Raw genomic sequence first — 20423 nt, 5'->3', positions numbered from 1 at the left:
CTGCCCTAAAGCTAAATTTTACAAGCGCCGCCGGCACAACCGTCGTCGTCTTCAATGATTTCAGTTTGTACTTCTGGTTTCGCATTTGCTGCAGCCAATTCGGCATCAGATTTATCAGAAGCCCCATCACGTGTATTGTGATAATAAAGTGTTTTAACACCTAATTTATAAGTAGTAAGCAAGTCTTTCAATAATACCTTCATTGGTACTTTATTGTTGTCGTACTTACCAGGGTCATAACTGGTGTTGGCCGATATTGTCTGATCAATAAACTTCTGCATAATCGCGACAAGTTGCAAATATCCATCGTTAGAAGGAATATCCCAAAGTAACTCGTACTTATCTTTAAGATTTTCATATTCTGGAACAACTTGTTTAAGTACACCGTCTTTACTTGCTTTAATACTAATGTGGCCTCTTGGTGGTTCAATACCATTAGTGGCATTAGATATTTGTGATGAAGTTTCAGATGGCATTAAGGCAGATAATGTACTGTTACGAAGGCCGTGCTCTAAAATATCTTTACGCAGCGCTTCCCAGTCATAATGCAATTCTTCATTACAGATATTATCAAGGTCTTTTTTATAGGTATCTATTGGTAAAAGGCCTTGAGCATAGGTGGTTTCATTAAATTTAGGACAAGCACCTTTTTCTTTTGCAAGATTATTTGATGCTTTTAACAAATAATATTGAATAGCTTCAAATGTTTTATGTACTAAGCTATTAGCGCTGAAATCGGAGTATTTAACGCCGTTTTTAGCTAAGTAATAAGCAAAGTTAATAACACCAATACCCAATGTGCGACGGCCCATAGTTGCATTGTAGGCTGCTGGTACAGGGTAATCTTGATAGTCTAACAAGCTATCAAGTGCTCGAACTGATAAATCCGCAAGTTCTTCAAAGTCATCTAGGCTTTTGATTGCACCTAAGTTGAAAGCAGAAAGTGTGCAAAGAGCAATTTCACCTTCAGGATCATCAACATTGCGTAATGGTTTTGTTGGTAATGCAATTTCTAAGCAAAGATTACTTTGTCTAACAGGTGCCACTTTCGGGTTGAATGGGCTATGGGTGTTACAATGGTCAACATTCTGCAGGTAAATACGGCCCGTACTTGCTCGTTCTTGCATGAATAAACCAAAAAGTTCGATTGCTTTAATACGCTTCTTACGAATACTGTCATCGTTTTCGTATTTTACATACAGCTCTTCAAACTTTTCCTGATCTTGGAAGAATGCGTCATACAAACCAGGTACATCAGATGGACTGAACAGTGTGATGTAACCGTCTTTAATCATACGAGTGTACATAAGCTTGTTACATTGCACACCGTAATCTAGATGGCGAACACGGTTTTCCTCAACACCACGGTTGTTTTTTAACACCAATAAGTTTTCTACTTCGAGATGCCAAAGTGGGTAGAACAGGGTTGCTGCACCGCCACGAACACCGCCTTGAGAGCAGCTTTTAACAGCAGTTTGAAAATACTTATAAAAAGGAATACAACCCGTATGGAAGGCTTCACCACCACGAATTGGGCTACCTAAAGCTCTAATTCTGCCTGCGTTAATACCAATGCCTGCTCGCTGGCTCACATATTTCACAATGGCACTAGCGGTGGCATTTATAGAATCAAGGCTGTCACCGGTTTCAATCAATACGCAAGAACTAAACTGTCTGGTTGGCGTTCTAACACCTGCCATGATTGGCGTAGGTAAACTCAACTTAAAAGTGGATGCTGCATTGTAGAAACGGCGGATGTAATCCATTCTCGTTTCTGCTGGATACTTGGCAAACAAGCAGGCGGCAACTAACACGTATAAAAATTGCGCTGATTCGTAAATTTCGCCTGTGACTCGATTCTGTACTAAATATTTACCTTCTAACTGCTTAACAGCAGCATAACTGAAGTTCATATCACGACAATGGTCGAGGAATTCATCCATTTGATTAAATTCTGCTTCACTATAGTCTTCTAGCAAATGTGAATCGTATTTTTGTAAATCAACCATCTTAGTAACGTGCTGAAATAACGTAGGGGGTTCAAACTGCCCATACGCTTTTTTACGCAGGTGAAATATGGCTAATCTCGCAGCAAGATATTGATAATCAGGCGCATCTGTAGAGATTAAGTCTGCCGCTGATTTGATTAAGGTTTCGTGTATCTCTGCTGTTTTAATACCATTGTAAAATTGGATTTGAGCTTTGATTTCTACTTGGGATACGGAAACGTTGTTCAAGCCCTTTGCGGCCCAAGTAACTACTTTATGGATTTTATCTAGATCAATCGGCTCTTGTTGGCCGTCTCTTTTAGTAACCAAAAGATTGTTGTTCATTATTCTTATGCTCTTGTTGTAATGTTATTCCGAATACGTCGGATCTACTTACTAATGTGTAAGCGCACTGAAGAATTAAGGAGATACAACGTTGTTAATTCTTAGTAAGTAGTCAGACACAAGATAATGAGTCTTGAAATGGTTTGCAACCACAATATGTAGTGGTTAGTTGATTTTTTTAGAATGGAATAATTTGGTTAGTAATAGCTAACCCGATAACTCACAATTAAATAGCCTTACTACCGTTGCAAGTTTTTTTCTCTAATTTTTAAGCACAAAAAATTACTTTTTTAGTCCAAAATGTGATTAGTAGAATGGATAAAATTACAACATTCAGTATGTTTTTTATGCGTGCAAATTGTCTTGGATAAATCAGACTTTTTCTGTACTTACGAAATAATTAACATCGATGTTAGATTTCGATAAATAATAGTTATTTAACAGAGGATTGGCATGTAGACCTATCATGTCGTTAACAACTAAATCCGTTGACTCAATCATACCAACAAGTTCCGATGGTTTTATGAACTTTTTATGATCATGAGTTCCTTTGGGGACTAAGCCTAAAATATATTCGGCTGCCACTATGGCCAACGCCCATGATTTGGGATTTCTATTAATGGTGGAAAATATAACCTGTCCGCCTGGTTTCACTAATTGACTTGCAGCCTTAACAATAGAAGAAGGGTCGGGGACATGTTCAAGCATTTCTAAACAGCAAACCACGTCAAACTTGTTACTATTATCCGCAGCAAACTCTTCTGCTGTGGTAAGCAAATACTTAACTTGTACGCCAGATTCTAATTTATGTAGTTTGGCTACTTCTAAAGAAGCTTCTACCATATCTATGCCTGTGACTGATGCACCTTTTAACGCTAGAGCTTCTGCTAAAATGCCACCACCGCAACCTATATCTAAAACTTCCTTGCCAAATAAACCACCAACTTGTGATTCGATATAATCAACTCTTAACGGGTTGATGTCGTGTAGTGATTTAAACGCACCTTCTTGATCCCACCAGTAAGCGGCCAGTTCAGAAAATTTCGCGAGTTCTTCAACGTCGATGTTAGTTGTAGTAGACATATGTTATTTCATAAAAATGGTTGAAAAATAAACAACCTAAGATCTTAGGTCAACACCTTGGTATTATTGCACTTTTTATACATAAATACGAATTCATTACACTTTTATTTATCAAATTTCGAAAGTTTTGTGGTACTATCAGATGTTAATAAAAGGTGATAATAACAAAGTACCAGTTAAAGTAAGAGAAAGCTCCATTTTGATGATGGATATACTCAGAAAAAGACTGTTTACATAAACAAGGACCATGCAGTTTATGACTGACAATGCCAAAGACATTTCCCCTATAAATATTGAAGAAGAATTAAAAAACAGTTACCTCGATTACGCAATGAGCGTAATCGTAGGTAGAGCCTTACCTGATGTGAGAGATGGCTTAAAACCGGTACATCGCCGTGTTCTATTCGCCATGAACGAGCTCAAAAACGACTACAACAAGCCTTATAAAAAGTCTGCGCGTGTTGTTGGTGACGTAATTGGTAAGTATCACCCTCATGGTGACTCTGCGGTTTACGACACTATCGTTAGGATGGCCCAGCCGTTTTCACTTAGATATATGTTGGTAGACGGGCAAGGGAACTTCGGTTCAGTTGACGGTGACTCAGCAGCAGCAATGCGTTACACCGAAGTTCGTATGGCTAAAATAGCGTCTGAACTTTTAGCTGACTTAGAAAAAGAAACAGTAGATTTTGTACCCAACTACGACGGCACAGAATCAATTCCAGATGTGCTCCCAACAAAAGTTCCTAACTTGCTAGTAAATGGATCTTCTGGAATCGCCGTTGGTATGGCGACCAATATTCCGCCACATAACCTTACTGAAGTTATCAATGGATGTATCGCCGTTATCGAAAACCCTGATATCACCATTGAAGAACTGATTGAGCACATTCCAGGTCCAGATTTTCCTACTGCGGCTATTATTAGCGGTCGTCAAGGTATCATAGATGCTTATAAAACCGGTCGAGGTAAGATTTACCTAAGAGCCCGAGCGGAAATCGAACAAGAAGAAAATGGTAAAGAGACCATTATCATCAACGAAATCCCTTATCAGGTTAACAAAGCGCGTTTAATTGAAAAAATTGCTGAGCTAGTTAAAGAGAAAAAAGTAGAGGGTATATCTGCACTTCGCGACGAGTCTGATAAAGACGGGATGCGCATCGTAATTGAAGTAAAACGAAGCGAATCAGCTGAGGTGTTACTCAATCATTTATACGCAAATACGCAGTTACAAAGCGTGTTTGGTATCAACATGGTTGCTCTAGAAAAGAACCAACCTAAAGTCTTTAATTTAAAAGAAGTATTAGAATCTTTCATACTGCATCGACGAGAAGTTGTGACTCGCCGAACAGTATTCGAACTTCGCAAAGCAAGAGACCGAGCACACATTTTAGAAGGTCTTGCTATTGCGCTTGTTAATATTGACCCTGTAATTGAACTGATTAAGCAAAGTCAAAGCCCAGCGGATGCTAAAAAGTCATTGATCTCACGTCCTTGGGAATTAGGCGATGTAGCTGAAATGCTTGAAAGAGCCGGTAATGACGCAGCTCGTCCTGACTGGTTATCAGCAGAATATGGTATTCGAGATGGGCAATATTATTTAACCGAAGAACAAGCACAAGCTATCCTTGATCTAAGATTAAATAAATTAACCGGTCTAGAGCACGATAAGATCCTTGAAGAATATCGCGGACTTATCGAACTCATTGCTGAATTATTAGAAATTCTTGGCAGTGCGGTACGTTTGATGGAAGTAATCACCGAAGAACTAGTTGCTATTCGCGATGAATTCGGAGATGAAAGACGCACAGAAATTACTGCTGCATCTCATGACATCGACCTCGAAGATCTAATCGAAAGAGAAGAAGTAGTAGTGACCTTATCAAGGGAAGGTTACGTTAAGTATCAAAAACTTTCAGACTACGAAGCTCAGCGTCGTGGTGGTAAAGGTAAATCTGCAACCAAGATGAAAGATGAAGATTTCATCGAGCGCTTGTTAGTAGCCAATACTCATGACCATATATTGTGCTTCTCAACACGTGGACGCTTATATTGGTTGAAGGTATATCTACTGCCGCTTGCCAGCAGAAATGCGCGCGGACGTCCAATAGTGAATATCTTGCCATTAGAAGATGGGGAACGCATTACTGCTATCTTGCCAATTAAGTCATTCGAACCAGGTTATTTTGTATTGATGGCAACTCAACAAGGTACAGTTAAGAAAACTGAGCTTACCCAATATTCACGACCACGTGCGAACGGTATTATCGCAGTGAATTTGACTGAAGGTGATGAATTAATTGGTGTCGACCTAACAGATGGTAACAGTGAAATAATGCTGTTTTCAGATGCGGGTAAAGTGGTGCGGTTTGCTGAGCAACAAGTAAGACCTATGGGTAGAACGGCAACGGGTGTCCGTGGTATTAAGCTTATGGACAATGAAAAGGTTGTATCTCTTATTATTCCTAAAGCTGAAGGTAATATACTAACGGCAACAGAAAATGGCTTTGGTAAGCGTACGCCTATTGAAGAATATCCAGCGAAAAGTCGTGCGACCAAGGGTGTTGTCTCAATCAAAGTTTCTGAAAGAAATGGCGCTGTAGTCGGTGCGGTACAAGTGTTAGATACGGATGAGATTATGCTAATTTCAGACCAAGCAACTCTGGTTCGAACACGAGTATCAGAGGTGTCTTTGGTTGGTCGAAATACCCAAGGCGTGCGCTTAATACGTACAGGTGAAAATGAAAAACTTGTTGGCATTCAACGAATAGAAGAAGTGGTTGATGATGGTATAGACATTTCTGAAGACGATGAGCAAACGTCAGAAAATGCGACTACCGAAGCAACAGATAGCACTGCTTCTGAAAACGACAGTGAATCACCAAACGAAGAATAAAATTAATTAGTAAAACGACGGAAATAGGTGATAAGCGGCAACTTTAGCCGCTTATTGTTTAATAGTACTACAGACCATGAAAGATGGTCGCATGAGAAACCTATGCAAAATATTTACAATTTTAGTGCTGGCCCAGCCACTCTCCCTAAAGCCGTGTTACAAAAAGCACAAGCTGAACTCCTTGATTGGAATGGTTTAGGCACGTCCGTCATGGAAGTTAGTCACCGCGGAAAAGCTTTTATGGCTTGTGCAGAAAAGGCAGAACAAGATCTGCGAAAACTGATGCACATTAACGACGACTATGAAGTTCTATTTCTACAAGGCGGCGGACGCGGGCAGTTTTTTTCAGTGCCATTAAATTTGGCTCAACGCGGCGATCTAGCTCAATATTTGTTATCCGGACAATGGTCGCAAATAGCTGTTACAGAAGCTGAAAAATACATGCAAACACAGGTCGTTGCTAAAGTCAGAAAAGAAAACGACTTGTTTTATGTACCTCATCAATCTGAATGGGAAATTGATCCCAAAGCTGCTTACTTCCACTACTGTTCGAACGAAACTGTAGACGGTATCGAAATTAATTGGATTCCAGAAACAGGGGATGTCCCCTTAGTTGCTGATATGTCGTCGAATATTCTGAGCAAGAATATAGATGTGAATAAATTCGGTATTATCTATGCTGGAGCCCAAAAGAATATAGGTCCATCTGGATTAACAGTGGTTATTGTGCGTAAAGATCTTATCGGATTAGCGAGAAAAGATACGCCGGCAATTTTTGATTATCAAAAACAAGCCTCAAATGGCAGCATGTATAACACTCCACCCACTTTTAGCTGGTATTTAGCAGGTTTAGTATTTGAATGGTTGCTAGAGCAAGGCGGCGTTGATGCATTAGAGAAAGTGAATATTCAAAAAGCAGAAACCTTATATTCAGCCATTGATGCTTCTGATTTTTACAGTAATCAAGTGCATCCGGAAAACCGTTCTAAAATGAATGTAACCTTTCAGTTAGCAGATAGCCAATTAGACGAGTTGTTTTTAAAACAATCCAACGAAGCTGGCTTGCATGCATTAAAAGGGCATAGATTTGTCGGCGGCATGCGTGCGAGTATCTATAATGCTATGCCATTAGAGGGTGTTCAGAAATTAGTTGAATTTATGCACGAGTTTGAAAGGGTTAATGGGTAATGGAGCAGTTAACGTTACAGCCTATTTCATCGGTTGACGGTGAAATAAGATTGCCAGGGTCAAAGAGTTTAAGTAACCGAGCGTTGTTATTAGCAGCACTGGCAAAAGGTACGACAAGGGTAACTAACTTACTCGACAGTGATGATATCCGCCATATGCTTAATGCGTTAAATAAACTGGGTGTTGAATTTGAATTAAGAAACCAGAACACTGAATGTTTAGTTAAAGGGTTGGGTGGTAAGTTTTCTTATTCGCAAAAAACAGAGCTATTTTTAGGCAATGCAGGAACTGCAATGCGCCCTTTGTGTGCTGCCTTAGCTTTTAGCGATGTAGATGTTGTTTTAACGGGCGAACCGCGAATGGAAGAACGTCCTATTGGGGATTTAGCAAACGCCTTGATTGAAGCTGGTGCGCAAATTTCATATTTAAAAAATGAAAATTATCCACCTATTTCTATTCAAAAAGCAGATATTAAAACCGACCAATTTACCGTTGATGGCAGCGTATCTAGCCAGTTTTTAACCGCTTTATTGATGGCTGCGCCTTTATTACAAAGGGATATTACCATTTTTATTAAAGGCAACTTGGTTTCAAAACCTTACATCGATATTACGTTAGATGCTATGGCAAAATTCGGCGTAAATGTGGTGAATGAAGATTATTCTAAATTTACAATTACCGCTGAGCAGTCTTATGTAGCGCCTACAGAGTTTGTGGTAGAAGGCGATGCATCTTCTGCATCTTACTTTCTGGCTGCAGCCGCTATTAAAGGTGGTAAGGTGACTGTTCACGGCGTAGGTAAAGCCTCAGTACAAGGTGATAAAAAGTTTGCTGATGTATTAGAAGCCATGGGAGCCAAGGTAGAATGGCAGGATTATGCCATCTCAGTAACCTCAGGACAGTTAAAAGGTGTTGATTTAGATCTGAACCATATTCCTGATGCAGCCATGACCATAGCAACAACGGCATTATTTGCTGATGGACAAACCTGTATAAGAAACATTTATAACTGGCGAGTAAAAGAAACGGATAGATTGTCAGCCATGGCTACTGAGCTTCGCAAAGTCGGTGCAAAAGTAGAAGAGGGCGAAGATTATATTTGTATCACACCTCCAGAAAAAATATTAACGGCTGAAATAGACACCTACAATGATCATCGAATGGCTATGTGTTTTTCTCTAGTTGCTTTAGATGAATCAGCAGGGGTGGTTATTAACGATCCCAAGTGTACAGCTAAAACCTTCCCTAATTACTTCTCAGAGTTAGCCAGCATCTCTCATTAACCTTCTTAGGGCGAATACATACTAATGTATTCGCTTTTTAACATTGCGTTAAAAAACTAGGGCAGTATAATGCCGCCGCGACTTAACTATATAGATAAGAAGACGACGATGGAAAACGTGCCCGTAATAACGGTTGATGGTCCAAGTGGAGCAGGTAAAGGAACTTTAAGTGCAAAACTGGCGCAAACATTAGACTGGCATTTTCTTGATAGCGGCGCTATTTACCGAGTATTAGCGGTAGCGGCTCTGCATCATAATATTGATCTACATGATCAGTCAGGACTTTCGCCACTAGCAGCCGGTTTAGATGTCACATTTGAATCGAGTGAACATGGTACAAGAATAATTTTAGAAGGCGAGGATGTCACTTACGATATTCGTAATGAAGAAGTGGGTAGTGCCGCTTCTCAAGTGGCTGCAATCCCGTTAGTACGGGAAGCGCTATTACGACGTCAGCGAGGATTCGCTCAGTCACCAGGTTTGGTAGCAGACGGTAGAGACATGGGAACAGTGGTATTCCCAGATGCTGTTGCTAAGGTGTTTTTAACCGCCAGTGCAGAGGCTAGAGCAGAGAGACGCTATAAAGAGTTGAAAGATAAGGGGCTTGATGTTAAAATCTCGCGCCTTTTAGAAGACATCAAGGCAAGAGATGAGCGGGATTCGAACAGAATTGTAGCTCCTTTGCGGCCTGCCGAAGACGCTTTTGAATTAGATTCGACCGGCTTGAGTATTACTCAAGTTTTTGAAAAAGCAAAAGAATTTATAGATTCTAAGCTTTATAATGTTTAACCAGCAGCATCAGGATGAAGCTGTATTTTACAACTACCCCGTCACTAAGGAATAGTGCTCGGATTACATGATTAATTAACATATGACTGAAAATTTTGCACAACTTTTTGAAGAAAGCCTACAACAACTAGAAACCCGTCCAGGTGCTATTGTAAAAGGTACTGTAGTATCTATTGATAAAGACATCGTTTTAGTTGACGCAGGTCTTAAATCAGAAAGTGCTATTCCTGCTGACCAATTTAAAGCAGCAGATGGCACCCTTGAAATCGCTGTTGGCGACTCTGTAGACGTTGCACTTGATGCTGTTGAAGACGGCTTCGGTGAAACTATTCTTTCAAGAGAAAAAGCTAAGCGTCATGAAGCTTGGTTAGAGCTTGAAAAAGCTTACGAAGAAAAAGTTACTATCAAGGGTATTATCAATGGTAAGGTTAAAGGCGGATTTACTGTTGAAGTAAACACAGTACGCGCGTTCTTACCAGGCTCTTTAGTTGACGTACGTCCAGTACGTGAAACTGCTCACCTTGAAGGTAAAGAGTTAGAATTTAAAGTAATCAAATTAGATGCTAAACGCAACAACGTAGTTGTTTCTCGCCGTGCAGTTATCGAAGCGGAAAACAGTGCTGAGCGCGATCAACTTCTGTCTAACCTTGAAGAAGGTGATGAAGTTAAAGGTATCGTTAAGAACCTTACAGACTATGGTGCATTCGTAGACTTAGGTGGCGTTGACGGATTACTTCACATCACTGATATGGCTTGGAAGCGTGTTAAACACCCAAGTGAAATCGTAAATGTGGGTGACGAAATCAATGTTAAAGTACTTAAGTTTGACAAAGACAAGTCTCGTGTTTCATTAGGCATGAAGCAAATGGGCAACGATCCATGGCAAGAAATTGCAGAACGTTATCCTGAAGGCTCTAGATTAAGCGGTGCTGTTACAAACTTAACTGACTACGGTTGTTTCGTTGAGATTGAAGATGGCGTAGAAGGTCTTGTTCATGTATCTGAAATGGACTGGACTAACAAAAACATCCACCCATCTAAAGTTGTAAGCCTAGGTGACGTTGTAAACGTTATGGTGCTTGAAATCGATGAAGAGCGTCGTCGTATTTCTCTAGGTCTAAAACAGTGCATTGACAATCCTTGGGAAACCTTTGCTAAGTCACACGAAAAAGGTGACAAAGTTACTGGTAAGATCAAGTCTATCACTGACTTTGGTATCTTTATCGGCCTAGACGGTGGTATCGATGGACTAGTTCACTTATCTGACATTTCATGGCAGAAAGCGGGCGAAGAAGCTGTTCGTGACTATAAAAAAGGTGACGAAATTACTGCAGTTGTTCTTCAAGTCGACCCAGAGCGTGAGCGTATTTCACTAGGCGTTAAGCAAATTGAAGAAGATCCTTTCAATAAGTATCTGACAGATAACAAAAAAGGTGCTATTGTTAATGGTACTGTTATCGCAGCCGATGCTAAAGGCGTAACAGTTCAACTTGCAGAAGAAGTTGAAGGTTATATCCGTATCGGTGACCTTTCACGTGACCGCGTAGAAGATGCTAGCGAAATGTTCAGTGAAGGCGATACAATTGAAGCGAAATATATTGGCGTAGATCGTAAGAATCGCGTCGTTAACTTGTCTGTTAAAGCAAAAGATCAAGCGGATGAAAAAGAAGCCCTTGATAAAGTTAACAAGCAAGAAGACGCTGGTTTAAGCGCTATGGCTGAGGCTTTCAAAGCTGCGAAAGGCGAATAATAGCCTTTTAGGAAGAGCGGCTTTTTAGCCGCTCTTTTTTTATGTCAAAATTACAGAGGACGTGAACAATTATGGAGAAGTTAGCTGTGACTAAATCCGAATTGATCGAACGATTAAGTCTTAAAACCGGTAGTTTACAAGGCAAAGAACTCGAAACTGCGGTAAAAGAACTTTTAGAACAAATGGCGCAAACGTTGCAAAAAGGTGAGCGTATTGAGATTCGTGGCTTTGGTAGTTTTTCATTACATTATCGAGCGCCTAGAGTTGGTCGTAACCCAAAAACAGGGGCTACTGTTGATTTAACAGGGAAACATGTTCCTCACTTCAAAGCGGGTAAAGAATTGAGAGAGCGCGTCGATCTTTAAACGTTCGCGTTAGCAAGGATTGGTATGAGAAAAATACTACTTAGTATTTTAGTGGTACTGCTAATTTTATTAGCTATAGTTGTGGGCTCCCGCAACACCGAGATTGTAACAGTCAATTACCTGATCGCTCAAATCGACATGCGATTGTCTACCTTCATGGTAGTTTCTTTGTTGATTGGTTTTTGTATTGGTTTCAGCACAATTCTTACAAGATACCTGAGTCTTAAAGTTAAAATGGGTTTGTTAAAACGCAAGCTCGCTAAAATTAAACAGGACACCTAACCTCAAATGCTTGAAGTTCTTTTTCTTCTATTGCCGGTTGCAGCAGCCTATGGCTGGGTGATGGGGCGCAATAGTTTACGAAGTGCTCAACGCAAACAGTCCAGTATCTTATCTACACATTATTATAAAGGTCTTAATTTCCTGCTATCGGATGAACCTGATAAGGCAGTGGATACCTTTATGAAAATGATAAGTGTCAACAATGACACTGTTGAAACCCATATTGCTATGGGAAATTTCTTCCGTCATAGAGGTGAATTAGATAGAGCAATTCGAGTTCATCAAAATCTCATCAGTCGTGAAGAAATCAATAAAAAGCAAGAAGCATTGGCGCTTGTTGAGTTAGGTACAGACTATTTACTTGCTGGCTTTCTCGAAAGAGCGGAAGGCGTCTTCTTACAACTGTTAGATGATGATAAACATTTCCCAGTCGCACAACGCAAACTTTTCAGTATCTATCAGGTGACTAAGGAATGGCATAAAGCTATTGAATTGGCGAGTCGTAGTTTAAAAATTACGCCAAATGACAATTTCATGTATTTACTACTGTCACATTTTTATTGTGAACAAGCATCTGAACAGCTAGAGCAAAATCAAATTGAAAATGCTGATATGACCCTTAAAAAAGCTATTATGGTGGAAGGCAAAGAAGTAAGACCTTGGTTAGCACTAGGACAATTGGCAATTGAAAAGCAAGAATATGGTCTTGCTATGGATTATTTATCTGAAGTGCCCAAAAGGGACTTAGATTGGTTAAGTGAAGCTATTCCTTATCTAGAAATATGCGCCAGTAAATCTGATGGTTGGGACAAGCTAGAGAAAATGCTTGAACCCTATTGGCAAAAATGTGCGTCTTCATATATTGCAAAAGTTAACATAATTGCGAAACGCGGTGAAATACAGCTTGCGACTGAAACCTTGTTAAAACAATTAAAACAACATCCTACAATGCGCGGATTTAAAGCACTTTTAGCTTTGTATTTGCAGCAAACCAAAGATGAAAATATTCAAAAGAGCATTAACGATTTATTGACGTTAATCGACAAACAGATATCTATCAGACCAAAATACCGCTGTCATAGTTGTGGCTTTTCGGGACGGCAACTCTATTGGTTGTGTCCTTCGTGCAAGAAATGGTCTGTAATTAAACCTATTAAGGGGCTTGATGGTGAATAAAGCAATTTCTCCTGCAGTTATTGTTGCCTTAGATTACGATTGTTTAGAAACTGCCAAAGCATTGGTTGGACAATTATCTCCAAATAAATGTCGAGTAAAAGTCGGCAAAGAAATGTTTACTTTGTTTGGTCCAGACTGGGTAAGATATCTGGTCGATCAAGGATTTGATGTATTTTTAGATTTAAAATTCCACGATATTCCAAACACAGTAGCAAAAGCAGTAGCAGCTGCTGCTAAATTAGGCGTTTGGATGACCAATGTTCACGCGTCTGGTGGTCCTGACATGATAGCCGCGGCAAAAGAGGCAGCTGAAAGTTCACATGCTCAACCTTTATTAACCGCGGTTACTGTTTTAACCAGTATGGACCAGCGTCAATTTACGCCAGTATACGGCGGTGATGACATACAATCTAAGGTGGTAGAACTGGCAACTTTAGCCCAATCATCCGGCGCTGATGGCGTGGTCTGTTCAGCCATGGAAGCTAAAATATTGCGTAGTAAATTAAGTAAGGATTTTAAGCTGGTAACGCCTGGTATTCGTCCTGAAGGCAGCAGTAATGATGATCAAAAGCGCGTAATGACACCACCTCAAGCAATAGCTGCTGGCGTAGATTACATGGTTATAGGTCGCCCAATCACTAAGGCGCAAACGCCTGCATCTGTTCTAGAGCAAATTAACCATTCAATAACACAATAAAAAATGGGACCTTTAAAAGGTCCCTTTGTGTAGTTAACCTATTATTTTTCCAGAGCAATTTCTGGCGATTCATAAGTTAAATTTAATTTATCACCTAACGCATCTTGTACCGCTTTGTAAGTGACAATGCCTTTGTGTACATTTAAACCTGCTAATAAATGAGGGTCTTCTAGCAATGCCTTCTTGGCACCCTTGTTAGCTAGTGCAAGTCCAAAAGGTAAAGTTGCATTATTTAGAGCCATCGTTGATGTTCTTGCAACACCGCCTGGCATGTTGGCAACGCAATAATGCACTACATCATCAACCATATATACAGGATCCTGGTGCGTGGTAGCTTTTGATGTTTCAAAACAGCCACCTTGGTCGATGGCTACGTCAACTAACACTGAACCAGGTTTCATGTTTTTAATATGTTCTTTAGTCAACAGCTTAGGTGCTGCCGCGCCAGGAATTAACACTGCGCCAATTACCAGATCAGCTCTTGAAGAGTAATGTTCAATAGCATCTTCGGTACTAAACACTGTATGTAATCTACCAGCGAAAATATCATCCAATTGACGAAGACGAGTAAGAGAACGGTCTAAAATAGTTACGTCAGCTCCCATACCTATCGCCATCTTGGCTGCGTTGATACCTACTACACCACCACCAATAATAAGCACTTTTCCAGGTGCAACACCGGGAACACCACCTAAAAGTGTTCCACTACCGCCATGCGCTTTTTCTAAATAATGCGCTCCAGCCTGAACAGACATTCGACCAGCAACTTCGGACATAGGGGCGAGTAGAGGTAGGGCGCCTGTGCGATCGGTCACAGTCTCATAAGCAATACAGGTAGCACCTGAAGCTACCAACAATTCTGTCTGCGTCGGATCTGGTGCTAAGTGAAGGTAGGTATAGAGAATTTGTCCTTCTCTTAGCATTTTACATTCATTTGGCTGAGGCTCTTTCACTTTGATGATCATTTCAGCACGTTGAAAGATTTCTTCAGGCCCACTAATCATACTCGCACCTGCCGCTTGATATAAATCATCGGTGAAGCCGATAGCTGTGCCAGCGTCAACCTGAACTAATACTTCGTGTCCATTTGACACAAACTCTTTCACAGCGGCTGGCGTTAAACCAACACGGTATTCATGGTTTTTTATTTCTTTTGGAACACCAATTATCATATTATTTGTCTCTGTCGTTAGGTGGTATATTTAGTATGAATTTTTTATTCTAGCGGATTTTAATTAATTTAAAATTTTGTTTTTTTAACATGAGGCGGTATATTATTTTGTAAACAGCACCATCTGCCAGATTTTATATGCTTGTAAAAACACCTAAACACATAGATCGAATAGACCGTAAAATTTTGTCTGAATTGCAAAGCAATGGCAGAATTTCAAATGTAGAACTAGCTAAAAAGGTCGGCCTATCAGCTAGTCCTTGTCTTGAAAGAGTCAAACGATTAGAAACACAGGGTTATATTGAGAGTTACAATGCCCGATTAAATCCCGAGAAACTGGGAGCTGCAATGCTAGTTTTTGTTGAAATAACCTTAACAAAAACGTCGGTAGACATTTTTGCAGAATTTTCTGCGGCAGTACACGAGCATGAAGATATTCAAGAATGTCATTTAGTCTCTGGTAATTTTGATTTTCTGTTAAAAACGCGAGTCGCGGATATGTCCAGTTACCGAAAACTTTTAGGGGATACCTTGTTAAGGCTACCGGGCGTTAGTGAATCTCGTACTTATGTGGTAATGGAAGAAGTGAAACATACGGCAAAAATCAAAATTAGTATGAAATAGTGATTGAAATTATCCCAAAAAGGTTCCGCTATGTTACTCTATGCAAGCGTTAAGTTATTTAAAAAATATTAATAAGAAAAGTATCAATATGTCTCGTTTATCAGGTGTGCAGCGATTAATCGAAGTCGGCATGATTTTGTCGTGTGGCTTTGCTTTTTTCTTGCTTGTTGCATTAGCATCATTTCATCCTAGTGATCCTGGCTGGAGTCAGGCGGGTTTTGAAACTGAAGTCAATAATATGATGGGAGCCGTCGGCGCCTACTGTGCTGATATCTTATTGTTTACTTTTGGAATGACCGCGTATTTAGTGCCTTTTGGTCTAGCCTTTATTGGTTGGTACTTATTTTTACATTTAAAGAACCCAAAAGAGTTAGATTATCTGACAATTTCTCTGCGCCTAATAGGTGTTGTGTTTCTAATTTTCGGATTTACTGGCATTGCTAGTATCAATTTCGACGATATTTATATGGTCTCTGCTGGCGGCGCCATGGGCGATATTATCAGCAGTGCTTTGCTTCCCCACTTTAATTTTGTAGGTGCTGTTTTATTATTACTTTGTTTCTTTTGCACAGGCTTTACATTAGCGACTGGTATTTCTTGGATGCGAATTATTGATGCTATTGGCGAAGCGACTATTTGGACCACTAAAAAAACCGTGGAAGTGCCAAAATTACTTTCCAATATGTCAGTTAGTACGCCTAGCATAGGGCACAACAAAGAAAAAATTGAAAGTAAATCGACTTCTACAGAAAGTAAAAAGGTAAATGTCACGAGTTTACGACCAGAGCCTTTGGCTGAAAAACGCATTACTCCAGAGTTTGTTATCCCTGAAGAGATATTTGCGGATGAAGAACCTAAGCAGGATAAGAAAGTAGAGACTAAGGCTGAAACAAACGCTAATGAACCTGAGAAAAATGTAACGCAAACTAAAGAGCCAACATTAGATCTTACTAAAAATTCTACAAATCATGCTGCTGATCAAAATATGGCGCCTTTGCCATCATTTGACCTACTTGAACGTTCCGACAAAAAACAAAACCCAATTACCCCTGAAGAACTAGAACAGGTGTCGCGATTACTAGAAGCTAAATTGGCTGATTTTAATATAGAAGCCACTGTAGTGGATGTGCTACCAGGGCCAGTTATTACGCGATTTGAACTTGATTTAGCCCCTGGTGTGAAGGTTAGCCGGATTACCGGCTTAGCAAAAGATCTTGCGCGAGCAATGTCAGCGATTTCTGTACGTGTCGTTGAAGTTATTCCAGGTAAATCCGTTATTGGTTTAGAACTACCCAATAAACATCGAGAAATGGTGCGTTTGAGTGAAGTCATCGAATGTCAGGAATTTCAACAAAATGAATCACCTCTGACAATGGTATTGGGCGCAGATATATCTGGTAACCCTGTGGTAGTCGATTTAGCTAAAATGCCGCACTTATTGGTAGCAGGAACGACAGGTTCAGGGAAATCTGTTGGGGTTAATGTGATGATTTTGAGCTTGCTTTATAAATCAACGCCTGAAGATGTTCGCTTAATTATGATTGACCCCAAAATGCTTGAACTCTCGGTGTATGAGGGGATTCCTCATTTGCTTGCAGAAGTTGTAACCGATATGAAAGAAGCTTCAAATGCATTGCGATGGTGTGTCGGTGAAATGGAGCGTCGTTACCGTTTAATGTCCGCATTAGGAGTGAGAAACCTCAAAGGCTACAATAAAAAAATTGCACAAGCTGCTGCGCGGGGAGAATCTATACCAGATCCGCTTTGGACTCCCGAACAAAGTATGGATCCAGAAGCACCAGCATTGGATAAGTTACCTTCTATCGTTGTAATTGTGGACGAATTTGCCGACATGATGATGATAGTTGGGAAAAAAGTCGAAGAATTAATTGCTAGAATAGCGCAAAAGGCGAGGGCGGCTGGTATTCATTTAATTCTTGCTACCCAGCGACCTTCGGTTGATGTAATAACAGGCTTAATTAAAGCAAATATTCCTACACGTATAGCGTTTCAAGTGTCCAGCAAAATTGATTCGCGTACCATACTTGATCAACAAGGTGCAGAATCTTTGTTAGGCATGGGCGACATGCTTTACAATCCACCGGGAACTAGCGTCACCACTCGTGTTCACGGTGCTTTTGTTGATGACCATGAAGTGCATGCAGTAGTCGCTGATTGGAAAGCTAGGGGCGAACCCGATTATATAGATGAAATTCTTTCCGGCGATACGGGGAGTGAAATACTATTACCAGGCGAACAGTCAGAACAAGGTGATCAAGAATACGACGCTTTTTATGATGAAGCAGTCGCTTTCGTAACTGAAACACGAAAGGTATCGGTTTCCTCAGTACAACGTAAATTTAGAATTGGTTACAACCGCGCAGCACGAATTGTGGAACAAATGGAAGCTGACGGCGTCATAAGTGCAGCAGGCCATAATGGCAACAGAGAGGTTTTAGCACCTCCGCCAGTAAAGGGATAGTATGAAGTATTTAAAAAAATCGATTCTGTTAACACTATGTTTTTTTGTGTCTTTTGTGGTGAGCGCCAAAGATACTGAAGATCAAGCGGCGCTACAAAAAATATTAGCAACATTTACCAGTTATTCAGCCAAATTTGAACAAACCATTAGCAATGCGATGGGAGAAGAGTTACAAAAAAGCTCAGGAACAATCGCATTAGGCAAACCGAGTAAACTACGTTGGCAGGTTACCTATCCAGATGAATCTTTATTGATTGCAGACGGCGAGTCAGTATTTAACATAGATCCTTTCGTTGAGCAGGTTACTATTCTGGGACAAGAGGATGTGATTGCAACTAATCCATTATCCTTATTAATTACCAACGACAAGGATGCTTGGCAATCGGTAAAAGTCGAAAAGTCGGGTGATTTTTTCGTGGTTTGGTCCACGGATCCACAGGCTAGTGTAAAAGCAGTAAAACTAAGTTTTGATCAAAATAATCGTTTGACCAACCTAGTTGCTACTGATGCTCAAGGACAGATTAACGATATTGCTTTTTCAGACATTAAAGTAAACCCTATGTTGTCCCTGAATACGTTTATTCCCGAGATTCAAGACTCGTACGAGATAGATGATCAACGATAGGTAAATGCGTGCATAACCCACTGGCAAATCTTTTAAGGCCCAAGCATTTAGCGGATTATGCAGGGCAGGAGCATATTGTTGGTTCAAATGGTTTTCTAACCGCATTATTGAAACAACAAAAGCTGCCTTCAATGATACTTTATGGGCCACCAGGTTGCGGTAAAACATCTCTTGCCCATGTGGTGGCCAATGAAATGAAGCTTCCATTTACCTTTCTGTCGGCAATCAACGCAGGCGTGAAAGATATAAAGCGTATCGGTGATGCCAACTCAGATAGCTTGATTAAGTCGTCTCACCTTTTGATTGTAGATGAAATCCATAGATTTAATAAATCACAGCAAGACGCTCTTTTGCCGTATGTTGAATCTGGAGACATCATTTTAATTGGCGCTACTACTGAAAACCCTGCATTTTCTATCAATAATGCGTTGCTTTCGAGAGTAAAGGTTTTAAGTTTAAAACCGCTTGATAAAGTTGCATTGAATTCACTCATCGATAAAGCGTTAAATAATTTGGGCGGAATAAACATCAATGCAGAAGGGCGAGAAGCCTTATTAAATGTTTCCAATGGGGACGCTCGAAAATTACTCTCTACTTTGGAAGTCGCAGTTTCCCAATTGGAAAAAGAAACTTCCGATGTTATTGACGATAAGTTAGTGTATGAATTTGCAGGTGAAACTATAGGCGCCTTTAGCAAAGGCGGTGATGAATACTATGATCTGTTATCTGCATTTCATAAGTCTATCCGTGGTAGCTCAGTAGATGGTGGATTATTTTGGTTTTCACGGCTGTTACTGCTCAGTACAGATATTGTACCTATTTGTCGCAGATTACTTGCAATAGCGTCAGAGGACATTGGCAACGCAGACCCAAAAGCATTAACCATGTGTCTAAATGCGTGGGATATTTATCATAGAGTTGGACAGGCGGAGGGCGAAAGAGCTGTTGCTCAAGCTGTGATTTATTGCGCTCTCGCACCTAAAAGTAATGCAGTATATAATGCATTTAAAAAAGCACAGCTGGCTGCAAAAGAATTTATTAATTCGCCTGTGCCTCTACATTTACGCAATGCACCTACCAAATTTGCAAAGGAACAAGGTCATGGCGAAGGGTATGCTTATGCGCATAATTTTGAAAATGCCTATGTTCCAAATTATAGCTATTTACCCGAAGATGTAGATGCTCAACATTTTTATAAGCCCAACGAAAGGGGCTTTGAAAAAACATTATTGGCAAAACAAGCTTATTTAGAACAATTGGATCAATACGAAAAAACAAAAGGAAAGGCTTGAATGGCCAGTATGCAATTATACCTAGCAGTTGCCTTTGGTGGAGCTATAGGCGCCTGTTTACGACTTTTTATACAACAATCCTTTACAAATATGTTGGGGAAAGGCTTTCCTTTTGGTACTCTTGCGGTCAATGTCATTGGCTCGTTTATTATCGGCCTTGTATACGCATTAATTCAACAACAAGCGATAGAAAATCCAGTCCTTAAATCTTTTCTCACGGTTGGAATATTAGGCGCGTTGACAACCTTCTCCACATTTTCGTTGGAGACTCTGGTCATGTTGCAAGACGGTGATTTGCTCAAGGCTGGATTAAATATTTTATTAAACCTTTGCCTATGCATTTGTTGCGTATGGCTAGCACTACAAATAATGAAAGGATAAATTTTA

Annotated in this window: 17 protein-coding genes; 14 read left to right on the top strand and 3 right to left on the bottom strand. The window is 40.1% G+C overall.

Translation table 11 applies throughout. The features are described 5' to 3' along the window. Positions 1–11 precede the first annotated feature (11 nt). Together nrdA and ubiG are read right to left on the bottom strand one after the other, a co-directional pair. A complete protein-coding gene (nrdA, locus tag ACNKW3_RS00530) occupies positions 12–2333 on the bottom strand; it encodes a class 1a ribonucleoside-diphosphate reductase subunit alpha (RefSeq protein WP_427397328.1) in 2322 nt (773 codons plus the stop codon). A 372-nt stretch (positions 2334–2705) separates the two neighbouring features. Beyond that, a complete protein-coding gene (ubiG, locus tag ACNKW3_RS00525; RefSeq protein ID WP_427397327.1) occupies positions 2706–3416 on the bottom strand; it encodes a bifunctional 2-polyprenyl-6-hydroxyphenol methylase/3-demethylubiquinol 3-O-methyltransferase UbiG in 711 nt (236 codons plus the stop codon). Positions 3417–3672: 256 nt separating this feature from the next. Here ubiG and gyrA point away from each other — a divergent pair, with 256 nt between their 5' ends. From gyrA to pyrF, 9 genes are all read left to right on the top strand, one after another. Then, a complete protein-coding gene (gene gyrA, locus ACNKW3_RS00520) occupies positions 3673–6312 on the top strand; it encodes a DNA topoisomerase (ATP-hydrolyzing) subunit A (protein ID WP_427397326.1) in 2640 nt (879 codons plus the stop codon). 102 nt (positions 6313–6414) lie between these two features. Further along, positions 6415–7500 carry a 3-phosphoserine/phosphohydroxythreonine transaminase gene (serC, locus tag ACNKW3_RS00515; protein ID WP_427397325.1) on the top strand — a complete coding sequence of 362 codons (1086 nt, stop codon included), beginning with the start codon at positions 6415–6417 and terminating at the stop codon, positions 7498–7500. Beyond that, positions 7500–8783, top strand: coding sequence for a 3-phosphoshikimate 1-carboxyvinyltransferase (gene aroA, locus ACNKW3_RS00510; protein WP_427397324.1), 1284 nt, complete (start codon positions 7500–7502; stop codon positions 8781–8783). The genes serC and aroA overlap by 1 nt, the downstream gene beginning before the upstream one ends. Positions 8784–8891: 108 nt before the next feature. Beyond that, entirely contained in the window at positions 8892–9572 is a 681-nt protein-coding gene (cmk, locus tag ACNKW3_RS00505; RefSeq protein WP_427397700.1) for a (d)CMP kinase, read from the top strand. Positions 9573–9654: 82 nt separating this feature from the next. Continuing rightward, positions 9655–11322 carry a 30S ribosomal protein S1 gene (gene rpsA, locus ACNKW3_RS00500; RefSeq protein WP_427397323.1) on the top strand — a complete coding sequence of 556 codons (1668 nt, stop codon included), beginning with the start codon at positions 9655–9657 and terminating at the stop codon, positions 11320–11322. A gap of 86 nt (positions 11323–11408) precedes the next feature. Then, positions 11409–11687 (top strand): integration host factor subunit beta, encoded by a 279-nt coding sequence (locus ACNKW3_RS00495; RefSeq protein WP_427397699.1) that lies wholly within the window; start codon positions 11409–11411, stop codon positions 11685–11687. A 24-nt stretch (positions 11688–11711) separates the two neighbouring features. Then, entirely contained in the window at positions 11712–11969 is a 258-nt protein-coding gene (locus ACNKW3_RS00490) for a lipopolysaccharide assembly protein LapA domain-containing protein (RefSeq protein ID WP_427397322.1), read from the top strand. Between the two features lie 6 nt (positions 11970–11975). Then, positions 11976–13145, top strand: a complete 1170-nt coding sequence (gene lapB / locus ACNKW3_RS00485) for a lipopolysaccharide assembly protein LapB (RefSeq protein ID WP_427397321.1) — start codon at positions 11976–11978, stop codon at positions 13143–13145. Beyond that, positions 13135–13842 carry an orotidine-5'-phosphate decarboxylase gene (gene pyrF / locus ACNKW3_RS00480; RefSeq protein ID WP_427397320.1) on the top strand — a complete coding sequence of 236 codons (708 nt, stop codon included), beginning with the start codon at positions 13135–13137 and terminating at the stop codon, positions 13840–13842. Before lapB ends, pyrF begins: the two co-directional genes overlap by 11 nt. A gap of 41 nt (positions 13843–13883) precedes the next feature. Here pyrF and ald read toward each other — a convergent pair whose 3' ends face one another. After that, positions 13884–15014, bottom strand: coding sequence for an alanine dehydrogenase (gene ald, locus ACNKW3_RS00475; protein ID WP_427397319.1), 1131 nt, complete (start codon positions 15012–15014; stop codon positions 13884–13886). A 137-nt stretch (positions 15015–15151) separates the two neighbouring features. Here ald and lrp point away from each other — a divergent pair, with 137 nt between their 5' ends. From lrp to crcB, 5 genes are all read left to right on the top strand, one after another. Next, positions 15152–15637: a leucine-responsive transcriptional regulator Lrp gene (gene lrp, locus ACNKW3_RS00470; protein WP_427397318.1), complete on the top strand. Its 486-nt coding sequence runs from the start codon at positions 15152–15154 to the stop codon at positions 15635–15637. A gap of 88 nt (positions 15638–15725) precedes the next feature. After that, the gene (locus tag ACNKW3_RS00465; RefSeq protein ID WP_427397317.1) at positions 15726–18119 is read left to right on the top strand and encodes a DNA translocase FtsK 4TM domain-containing protein; all 2394 of its coding nucleotides are present in this window, start codon (positions 15726–15728) and stop codon (positions 18117–18119) included. 1 nt (position 18120) lies between these two features. After that, the gene (lolA, locus tag ACNKW3_RS00460) at positions 18121–18744 is read left to right on the top strand and encodes an outer membrane lipoprotein chaperone LolA (RefSeq protein WP_427397316.1); all 624 of its coding nucleotides are present in this window, start codon (positions 18121–18123) and stop codon (positions 18742–18744) included. Between the two features lie 8 nt (positions 18745–18752). Next, complete coding sequence (locus ACNKW3_RS00455) at positions 18753–20036, top strand: replication-associated recombination protein A (protein ID WP_427397315.1); 1284 nt, start codon at positions 18753–18755, stop codon at positions 20034–20036. Then, complete coding sequence (crcB, locus tag ACNKW3_RS00450; protein WP_427397314.1) at positions 20037–20417, top strand: fluoride efflux transporter CrcB; 381 nt, start codon at positions 20037–20039, stop codon at positions 20415–20417. The last annotated feature ends 6 nt before the right edge of the window (positions 20418–20423 follow it).

The organism is Glaciecola sp. 1036 (assembly GCF_050306235.1).
In the GTDB taxonomy this organism is placed as follows: Bacteria; Pseudomonadota; Gammaproteobacteria; order Enterobacterales; family Alteromonadaceae; genus Glaciecola.
The sequence above is the reverse complement of the archived record's forward strand: the minus strand, read 5'-3'. Positions and strand labels throughout refer to the sequence as shown.